Origin of the sequence: Planktothrix sp. FACHB-1355, assembly GCF_014748295.1 — a bacterium.
In the GTDB taxonomy this organism is placed as follows: Bacteria; Cyanobacteriota; Cyanobacteriia; order Cyanobacteriales; family Aerosakkonemataceae; genus Aerosakkonema; species Aerosakkonema funiforme_A.
Genome location: NZ_JACJUP010000133.1, coordinates 1 through 9491 on the forward strand (window position 1 = coordinate 1; position 9491 = coordinate 9491).

Below are 9491 nucleotides of genomic sequence, written 5' to 3' on the forward strand. Positions count from 1 at the left end.
ACGCAATTCGAGTCTAAACGGAAATCGAGACGGCGACTAAAGTCGCTTATCGACTTATCCCCATGTCTAAAGCCAGGGGCTTGCGTCTCGCTTTTCGGTCAAAAGCGACTACATCGAATCCCAAACGAGCTAATTCTTCAGCATCGTCTCCCAAACCGCAACCGATGACGAGCGCTTTTTTGCCTTCTCCCCTAAGATTGTGTAGCTCAATCCAATCAGCGAAGTTGGGATTGACGGTCATATCAGCCCACGGTACGGCTCGATCGTCCCCATTTGCACTTGCGTACAAAACGTCGAACCAACCTGTGGGGTTATCCTGCACAAAAAACTGATGAGCTAGTTGTCTTGCTTTCTGTCTGGCAGAATCTACCAAGCTGACCTCCGATCGATCGCTTTCTACATTTCGAGTGTAGCGATTAAAATTCCACGATCGTCGGTGCGTGGTCGCTGGGTTGGGTTAGCGCTCTAGGGGTAACATCAATTGTGCAAGCGATCGCGCGATCGTACAACTCTGGTGTCAAATAGTGATGGTCTATACGCCAACCCCTGTTGCCTCGAAAAGCAGCCGATCGATAGTCCCACCAACTAAAATTGCCACCTTCTTGGGTGAATTTGCGAAAAGCATCGGCTAATCCCAATTCTAAAACTGTCTGCAAAGCTTGGCGTTCTAAATCTGTCGCCATCACCATTTTTTCTCGCCCTTTTGGGTTGTGAATATCTTTATCTTCGAGGGCAATGTTGAAGTCACCGCAGACGCACATCGCGCTGGGTTGTTTTTCCAGCAGCGCTTGCAGGTACTCGCGCAACACTTTTAGCCAGCTGAGCTTGTAAACATATTTTTCGCTACCGACTTCGGAACCGTTGGGAACGTAGAGGTTGACGATCCGAACATTATCTACAACGCCAGTAATTACCCGTTTCTGTTCGTCAAATTCTGAAATACCCAAAATCGGGGCAAATCCGGCACTGACTTCTTCTAGAGGTTTGCGGCTGAGGATGGCGACACCGTTGTAGGATTTTTGTCCCCAAATGTAGAGGTGATACCCTAAATTTTCCCAGGGCGATCGCGGAAATTCTGCATCTTGCACTTTGGTTTCTTGCAAACACAAAACATCTACAGGATTTGACTGCAACCAATTGACCACCTGCTCTAGGCGGGTACGTATTGAATTAACATTCCAAGTGGCGACTTTCATTAATAATTTGGTTTTCTGTGTTTTGAGGAAGCGCAACTTTTTTCCCACTCATCAAGGATAAGGAAACAATTGCGTTGAACAAAGCGATCGTATGAGAGCGATCGCTTGTTTTCAATTATTATATTCTGATATTAGTTCTGACTTAAAGGGGTGACCGATGGCCGCAAGCATTTTGACAGTTAGTTATGAAGATGGCAGCGTGCTTACGCTGCGAGAGCGCAAAGCTGGCGGCTTTTTCATCTACTATGAAGATAGCGAGGGCGAGTCAAGCAAACTGGTAGGTTTAGCGGAAGATATCGATATCAATCTAGCTAAATCTATCTTTTTTATGGTTGCCGATCGCTGGGGTTGGGAACGCTTTGAAGATGAGGAGGAAGAAGACGAAGAGGAACAAGACGAAGAACTTTAGTTGCCTAACTATTTTTAATTCAATTAGCAGAATTAAACGTAGGGTGGGCATTGCCCACCAAAATGCCTATCAGCTTTTCGATACGGGAATGGTGGGCATTCCCCACCCTACTATTCTCTATGCGACAAAATTGATTTTGATGCGTTGTCGCGGTCAGAAACCCGGTTTTTTAGAAAAACCGGGTTTCTCGAATTGCGGATACTAGATAGCGCAACTCAATTCTCCGGCTTTCTGAGTGAAGCGGAGATTTTCTCGATAGTCAACCGGGCAATCTATCACAGCAGGAACGTTTTGGGCAAGGGCGGTTTTCAAGATAGGAATAAAATCAGCAGTAGATTCCACTCGGTATCCTTTTAAGCCCATACTTTCGGCAAATTTGACAAAATCGGGATTACCGAATTTGACAAAAGCCGATCGACCCATTTGGTTTTCTTGCTTCCACTCGATCAAGCCATAGCCGCCATCATTGAAAATGATGGTAACAAAATTCGTGCCGACGCGCAGAGCTGTTTCCAGTTCTTGGCAATTCATCATAAATCCGCCATCACCGGTAACGGCAACTACTTGTTTTTCCGGGGCAACTAATTTAGCGGCGATCGCACCTGGAATGGCAATTCCCATCGCTGCAAAACCGTTAGAAATCAGGCAAGTATTGGGACGTTCGCAGTGATAGTGTCGCGCCATCCACATTTTATGGGCTCCGACATCGCAAATAACGATATCTTCCGATTGCATCACTTGTCGCAAGTCATAAATTAGTTTTTGCGGCTTAATGGGAAAACCAGTATCGTTAGCATATTTTTCGTAATCTGCGCGAATATCATCCCGCAATTCCAAAGCGTAGGGGTCGGGTTTACCAGTCCGATCGGCCCGTTGCAAGATTTCATCTAACGAATCGGAAATATCCCCCACAACTTCCACAAGCGGAAGATAATTGCTATCAATTTCGGCGTGACTGGTGCTAATATGAACGATTTGAATCTTGCTATCGGGATTCCACCGCTTGGGCGAATATTCGATTAAATCGTAACCGATCGCAATTACCAAATCCGTGTTATCGAAACCGCAGTTAATGTAATCGCGCAATTGCAATCCCACCGCCCACAACGCCAGCGGATGAGTATAAGGAATCACACCTTTACCCATAAAAGTATTCGCGACAGGAATATTCATTTTAGTAGCAAATTCCGTCACCGCTTGACTGGCGTTGGCGCGGATCGCACCATTTCCCACTAAAATTAACGGATTTTTGGATTGAGAAATTAGCTGTGCTGCTTGTTCGATACTGCGAAAAGAGGCAAAAGTTTTTTCCACATCGCCTTTGTTGAGAGGTTCGCCCGTTACAGGCATAGCGGCAATGTTTTCTGGCACATCGATATGCACTGCCCCCGGTTTTTCTGTTTGAGAGATTTTAAACGCTTTGCGGACAACTTCCGGTGCAATGCTGGGTCTGACAATTTGGGCATTCCATTTAGTTACCGGGGCAAACATAGCCACCAAATCCAGATATTGGTGCGATTCTTTGTGCATCCGGTCTGTTCCTACCTGGCCGGTAATTGCCACGAGAGGGGCACCATCTAGATTGGCATCGGCGACACCAGTCATCAAGTTGGTAGCACCAGGGCCTAGAGTAGAAAGGCAAACGCCCGCTTTTCCCGTTAAACGACCGTAGACATCGGCCATAAAAGCTGCACCCTGTTCGTGGCGGGTGGTAATAAATTGTATAGAAGAATGTGCGATCGCTTCCAAAACGTGCAGATTTTCTTCACCGGGTAAACCAAAAACATATTTTACCCCTTCGTTTTCCAGACACCGCACTAATAATTCCGCTGTATTCATTTCGCCCATATTATTTCACCCACACGGTTTTGATGTTGACAAACTCATGAATTCCTTGCACGCCCAGTTCTCGTCCGTATCCGGAACGTTTTATCCCGCCAAAAGGCAGACGGGGATCGGATTTGACTAGGCCGTTGATAAATACTGCACCCGCTTCTAGTTCCGAAATTAAGCGATCGCGCTCTTTCTCCACTGTAGTCCAGGCACTGGCTCCCAGTCCAAAGGGAATGGCGTTAGCGCGTGCTATTGCTTCGTCAATGTCTGCTACTCGGAATAAGAGGGCTACTGGGCCAAAAAATTCTTCGTTATCAGCTGGAGTACCGGGTGGAAAGTCTGTCAAAATTGTGGCAGGGTAGAAGTTACCCGGACGATCGGACAAGGGTTTTCCGCCAGTGAGAACTTTTGCGCCTTTGGCGATGCAGGTTTGCACTAACCCATCTAAATCTTGGACGATGCCTGGAGTTGCCAAGGGGCCAAGATCCGTTTCCGGATTCATCGGATCGCCAATTTTTAAAGCTTGAAATTTCTCTAGGAAGCGCTGTTCAAATTCGTCTGCGATCGATGAGTGCAAAATAAAGCGTTTTGCCGCTATACAAGATTGTCCGTTATTGAGCATCCGCGCCGCAACTGCTGTGGAAACTGCTGCTGACAAATCGGCACTTTCCAAAACGATAAACGGATCGCTGCCTCCCAATTCCAAGACCGTTTTTTTGATCTGCTTGCTAGCAGCGACAGCGAGAGAAATACCAGCTGCTTCGCTGCCGGTGAGAGTGGCTGCTTTAACGCGATCGTCTGCAATAATAGCTGCAACTTTATCCGACCCCACCAGCAAGGTTTGAAATACTCCCGCTGGAAATCCCGCTGCTTTGAAAATCTCCTCAATTGCCAAAGCGCATTGAGGTACGTTGGATGCGTGTTTCAATATACCCACGTTCCCGGCCATCAGCGCGGGTGCGGCAAAACGGAAAACTTGCCAGAAGGGGAAATTCCAAGGCATAACTGCTAAGATTATCCCCAACGGCTCGTATTTCACAAAGCTCGAGCTGGCATCGGTTGATGCGGGGACATCTGCTAGGAATTCCGCCGCACGTTCGGCGTAGTAACGGCATACTAAGGCGCATTTGTCAACTTCCGCGATCGCACCTTTAATCGGTTTGCCCATTTCCAAAGTCATGATTTTGGCAAAACGATCGCGATCTCGCTCCAAAATTCTAGCAGCTTCGTTCATCCACTCGGCTCTTTGGGCAAAAGGGGTGTTGCGATATTCCACAAACGCCTTTTGTGCCAGATCCAGTTTCCCTTCTATTTCCGCTTCCGTCAGGGGTGTGAAGGTTTGAAGCGTTTCTCCCGTAGCTGGGTTTATGGTGGCAATAGCCATTGTTTCGGTATCTCCAATTCCACTGATAAATTAGGGTAGTCCTGAGACTTTCTGCATCTCTTGCCGAGCTACCCGCGTTACTATGTCGGTTTTAGATTTTCATTTAAAATCTAAGATTCCACGATCCCCGTCTATATATTATTCTTTCACACAGATTGGCAGCCGTATGTGTAGAAATGCTGCGCTTTTAGTTTGTATTGTGTCGCACTGGTAAATTTTAATAAAGAATTAAGTATTTTCGATATTTGTGTTAACCTAACTTACAGGTAGGTGATGCCACCCTTAGAGGTGAGCCCCACTTACCCGGTTTGACCAAAGACAACCAAAAATTGTCAAATGGATGCGAGCCAGTCCATTGCAAGCGCCACTCTCTTCCTATAGCTCTGAGTTTAGCCCCGATTTGGGAAGTTTTGATAGTGCCGCTTAGGGAATGCCTCGTCCACTCTTTTTCAGACTGCAATTTCTCTAATCTACAGTTTCCGCTGAAAACAGAGCGTGGATGATATGCAATTTTCCTCGAAACATACCGCACCGTTTACTGCGAGTCGTCCTCTAGTGTTGGTAGTGGATGATAATGAAGATAATTTACTGCTAATTTCTCTAGCTGTCGAACAGTTGTTTAATTGCTCCTCGATCGCAGCGGCCAACGGCGAAACAGCTATAATCTTAGCTGAACTTTATCAACCGGATCTCATCTTACTGGATATTGTTCTACCTGACTTAGATGGTGTTGAGGCGATTTCTCGGCTAAAGCAGCATTCGCAAACAAAAACAATACCTATTGTAGCAGTCACAGCTTTGGCAAAAGAAGAAGATTGCGATCGAATTATGGCAGCTGGTTGTAATGGCTACATCAGCAAACCCTATATGCTTGAAGATCTAGAAACGGTCATCTATCGCCATCTGCGGATACCGTCTCTAGTTTGACTGGCGGGACGAAAGTAGTATCCCTATCTGTAGGTGCAACTGCTAAGACAGCGATAATGCCGGTGCGACCGGTTTCTATACTGGTATCGGTGAGCAAGTCTAAAGCTTCTACGCCCAGGACATCTTCTACGATCTGCACCAGCTCTGGCTTAAGAGCGGCGTCAACATTTAATCTTACCTGCTGCGCTAAATTGCTGCGATCGTTCTCCGCTAAAAGTTGTACCGGACGGGATATCGCATTTTCCAACACGATGGCAAGTTTGTTGTCAAAGAGTTGGCAAGATACTCGATCGGGTTGATGCCCAACTCTGCTATGGTACAATTGTTGAATACGCTGCGAAAAAATTTGTTCCAATTGCTGTCTCGTCAGTTTTGTTGCGGGCATATCCATAGAGATCGGCTCCTAATAGCAAAAAAATTTTTAGCTATCCACTTTGAGCGTAGCAAGGAGCACAATTTTCAAAATTAGCCTGAAGAAGTATTTACAAAACAGCAAGCAATCATCGCTGTTATCTAAGAATAGCTGTTATTCCTAGTTCAAACGAAAAAAACTGGCACAAAGCACAACAATAAGTACTTCCATCAAGGCTGGGAGACGTGCTAAGTTTTTTATCGAACCAGCTTTTGTCGATCGCACGGAGCGAGCGAGCGTTTCTAGGTAAATTATGGCCACCAACTGAGTAATAAATTTTATTTATTCAACTCTCCCCTATATAGTGTGATGATTAAACCTAATTGGTTACTCTCATCCTTACTCTGTAAGCATTTCTATCCTTAATGCCGTCACCCTCTGTTTCCCTACGCCTTAGCCCCTCATCCCAGTTTCCAGTGTTCTAGATTACAGTTTGTGGCTGGGATTTAATGTATTCGCAAGCGAGGCCCAACTTTACCTTATTTGGGACAAAATATTCATTTTTTAGCTTTTTTACACTAAAATATCTGCATTAGCTAGCATGGTGATGTAAAAAGTATGAATTTAGCTGTTTATCGTTCATACTTTTATACGAGCCAATCTGTTTCAAGCGCCAACATCTTAGCTCTCCCTTTTGTAGGGAGAACGTAAGCTGATAACTTCTATGCTTGCCGCTTGAGGAATGCCTCGTCCAGCCCTACCTCAAAGCTTGCACAACAAATTTACAACTTCCCCCAAACAAAGAATGGATATGGAATTTTCTCTTGGCGACAGCATTCAATCTGTTGCCCAAAGACCATTAGTTTTAGCTGTCGATGACAATGAAGATAATTTGATTTTGATAAGTTTTACGCTTGAGCTGGTTGGCTGCGCTTTCCTCACTGCTGACACCGGCGAGACAGCAATCGCACTAGCACAAAGTCATCAACCCGATCTGATTCTGCTTGATATTATGCTGCCCGACCTCAACGGAATAGAGATTGTCACTCGTCTCAGACAAGATCCCCGTACAAAGAAGATTCCCATCGTCGCAGTTACCGCTTTGGCAAGAGCAGAAGACCGAGCTAACATTATCGCCGCAGGTTGTAATGATTACATTACCAAACCCTATGTAGTTGACGATTTAGAAGTTATTCTCCGTCGCTACCTAAATTAAACTCGGTTTACTTGCGGCGCTTCGAGCTAGCGGAAGAATCCCTGACTTGAGGCTCCGCACTCAATATTACGATCGTACCAGTACGACCTGTATCTAGTTTGGCATCGCTGAGCAAATCCACTACATCAACTCCCACAACTTCTTCGATTAAATCCTTCAGTTGTGGTTGAATTGCCGCATTTAAATCCGACCTTACCTGCTCGGCCAACTCCTGCTGACCGTTGTTCACCAGAACTTGTTCTGGTTGAGTAACGGCATCTTCCAATACTATGACAATTTTTGTATCAAAAATCTCGCAAGTCACTTGGCTGGGCTGATGGCCCAGCTGATTGCGATATAGAGCTTGGATACGTTGTGACAGAGTTCGCTCTAATTGCCCACGGGTGGGGGCTGGTGTTTCCATAATTCTTTGCGTATCGCCTGAGTTAGATTAATGAAGACAGACTATGTGACAGCATATTAGACCTCGGTATGAGGAAAAAATAAATAAATTGGCATATTATATTATAGCACTGACCTAAACACTCAAGAGATACTCATTTTGAGCGCAAAGAATACCTATTCAGTTAGATGCGGAAACAGGGAAGGCCGGAAGAGCGCTAGAGATTAACGATAGTTAAGGGTAAATCAAAATTTTGTAAGTTTCTGGGCTTGGGGCGATCGCCTGTTGCACAGCTATTGCTAGATCTTGAAGAGGATAGCGATCGCTAATCAACGCATCCACATCAATTCTTCGGTTGAACACAATATCCGATGCCAGAGATTGCAGGCGATAGGAAGAGCTGTAGCTGCCGATCAAATCAATTTCTCGACGGTAAAGGATATTGGGATTGATGGGAATTTCCACCTCATCTGGAAACTCCGCAAAAAATAGGATTTTACCGCCTTTGCGCGTGCAGTCGAGCGCTTGGAAAAAAGCTTTTTCGCTGGGAACTGCCAGCAAAGCAGTATCGACTCCCATACCTCCCGTCAGGGCTTTGATTTTTGTCGGTAACTCTGGGTCGCGGGCATCAAACGCAGCTTCTGCCCCCACGGCAAGGGCTTTCTCGATGCGAGACGGCAGCAAATCGGTAGCGATCGCCTTAGCACCGAAATATTTTACCAACATTGCGAACATCAGTCCGATCGGCCCCGCACCGGCGATCAATACCGTTTGTCCGGGCGCAATTTGAGCTTTTTTCACCGCCTTGAGACAGCAGTTAGTCGGCTCAACAAAACTAGCCTGCTCAAAAGTTACCCCATCCGGTATTGGGATCAATCCCCCGTTGCGAACGATGTGACCCGGAACCTTCACATATTCTGCAAAGCCACCGCCGCTAGGAGCAAAACCAGCCGTTGTCGTGACGTTTTTGTAGACATCGCACATCGAAAAGTTGTCATTGAGGCAGTATTCGCAGCGCATACAGGGAATATGGTGCATCACGACAACTCGCTGTCCCACTTGCCAGTTTTTTACCCCTTCTCCCACAGCGGAAATGACACCGGCTGTTTCGTGTCCGAAGATGCGCGGCGGTTCGTAAAGCGGATAGCGAATTTTTTTGATATCCGACTGACACAAGCCAACTACCTGCACCTGTACAAGCACCTCATCCGCTTGCAGTTCCGGTATGGGCACCTCTTCGTAGCTGAGCCGATCTACTCCTCTGAATACTTGCGCTTTCATATTAATCCTTTTTCGCCCACCGATATTAGACTTTACCATTTTGTGCGTTGCTCTTGGCTAGTTATAGAAGAAAGAGAAGAAAGACCCAAAGGTAGAGGGCATTTCTAGGATTGCGGAAGGCCAGACTTCGACAGCCCGATCCGGGAAATCTATTTTGTTTATTACTTTTACGGTGATTTTATTCTTACAGTTTGAATACTCTGGTGATTGCTTCTCCATTTTTTAGCATAATCCCATTGATATAAATCTCTCTTGTTTACCTTTATATTGATTAATTACACATTTGTGAACCTCGATTTTAACTGAGTCTATCTTACCGTTCACTAATTTATTATCCTCTGAAAATGCGTAATTTGAAACGTTTGTCAATTCTGGATTGAGTACGTAAATTCCGATACTGTTTTCGCAATAAATAAATTTTTAGTCAACTATAAAAATTTGTCCCGATCCTACATCCGAGTTTCCGTAACAGGAAATAGAGATGCGGATAAAACGATTTTTATGGGACATC

The 9491-nt window shown here is 45.6% G+C and carries 11 protein-coding genes; 4 read left to right on the forward strand and 7 right to left on the reverse strand.

Annotated elements, in window-relative coordinates; translation table 11 throughout:
- Nucleotides 1–46: 46 nt before the first annotated feature.
- Together H6S82_RS08660 and xth are read right to left on the reverse strand one after the other, a co-directional pair.
- Nucleotides 47–373, reverse strand: a complete 327-nt coding sequence (locus H6S82_RS08660) for a hypothetical protein (RefSeq protein ID WP_190470362.1) — start codon at nt 371–373, stop codon at nt 47–49.
- A 43-nt stretch (nt 374–416) separates the two neighbouring features.
- Nucleotides 417–1196 (reverse strand): exodeoxyribonuclease III, encoded by a 780-nt coding sequence (gene xth, locus H6S82_RS08665; RefSeq protein ID WP_190470364.1) that lies wholly within the window; start codon nt 1194–1196, stop codon nt 417–419.
- Nucleotides 1197–1353: 157 nt separating this feature from the next.
- Here xth and H6S82_RS08670 point away from each other — a divergent pair, with 157 nt between their 5' ends.
- Entirely contained in the window at nt 1354–1605 is a 252-nt protein-coding gene (locus tag H6S82_RS08670) for a hypothetical protein (RefSeq protein WP_190470366.1), read from the forward strand.
- Between the two features lie 43 nt (nt 1606–1648).
- The gene (locus H6S82_RS08675; RefSeq protein WP_190470369.1) at nt 1649–1810 is read left to right on the forward strand and encodes a hypothetical protein; all 162 of its coding nucleotides are present in this window, start codon (nt 1649–1651) and stop codon (nt 1808–1810) included.
- On the opposite strand, the gene H6S82_RS08680 is transcribed toward H6S82_RS08675, so the two are convergent.
- Both H6S82_RS08680 and H6S82_RS08685 read right to left on the reverse strand, forming a co-directional pair.
- Nucleotides 1807–3444, reverse strand: coding sequence for an acetolactate synthase large subunit (locus H6S82_RS08680; RefSeq protein ID WP_190470455.1), 1638 nt, complete (start codon nt 3442–3444; stop codon nt 1807–1809). The two genes, H6S82_RS08675 and H6S82_RS08680, sit on opposite strands and share 4 nt — an antisense overlap.
- A gap of 10 nt (nt 3445–3454) precedes the next feature.
- A complete protein-coding gene (locus H6S82_RS08685; RefSeq protein WP_190470372.1) occupies nt 3455–4822 on the reverse strand; it encodes an NAD-dependent succinate-semialdehyde dehydrogenase in 1368 nt (455 codons plus the stop codon).
- Between the two features lie 504 nt (nt 4823–5326).
- Here H6S82_RS08685 and H6S82_RS08690 point away from each other — a divergent pair.
- On the forward strand, nt 5327–5749 hold the full coding sequence (locus tag H6S82_RS08690) for a response regulator (RefSeq protein ID WP_190470377.1): 423 nt from the start codon (nt 5327–5329) through the stop codon (nt 5747–5749).
- On the opposite strand, the gene H6S82_RS08695 is transcribed toward H6S82_RS08690, so the two are convergent.
- The gene (locus H6S82_RS08695) at nt 5712–6140 is read right to left on the reverse strand and encodes a DUF2294 domain-containing protein (protein WP_190470380.1); all 429 of its coding nucleotides are present in this window, start codon (nt 6138–6140) and stop codon (nt 5712–5714) included. The two genes, H6S82_RS08690 and H6S82_RS08695, sit on opposite strands and share 38 nt — an antisense overlap.
- Nucleotides 6141–6843: 703 nt before the next feature.
- Here H6S82_RS08695 and H6S82_RS08700 point away from each other — a divergent pair.
- A complete protein-coding gene (locus H6S82_RS08700) occupies nt 6844–7317 on the forward strand; it encodes a response regulator (RefSeq protein ID WP_242056867.1) in 474 nt (157 codons plus the stop codon).
- 7 nt (nt 7318–7324) lie between these two features.
- Here H6S82_RS08700 and H6S82_RS08705 read toward each other — a convergent pair whose 3' ends face one another.
- Together H6S82_RS08705 and H6S82_RS08710 are read right to left on the reverse strand one after the other, a co-directional pair.
- Nucleotides 7325–7720, reverse strand: coding sequence for a DUF2294 domain-containing protein (locus H6S82_RS08705; RefSeq protein ID WP_190470386.1), 396 nt, complete (start codon nt 7718–7720; stop codon nt 7325–7327).
- 213 nt (nt 7721–7933) lie between these two features.
- Complete coding sequence (locus tag H6S82_RS08710) at nt 7934–8980, reverse strand: zinc-dependent dehydrogenase (RefSeq protein ID WP_190470457.1); 1047 nt, start codon at nt 8978–8980, stop codon at nt 7934–7936.
- Nucleotides 8981–9491 lie beyond the last annotated feature (511 nt).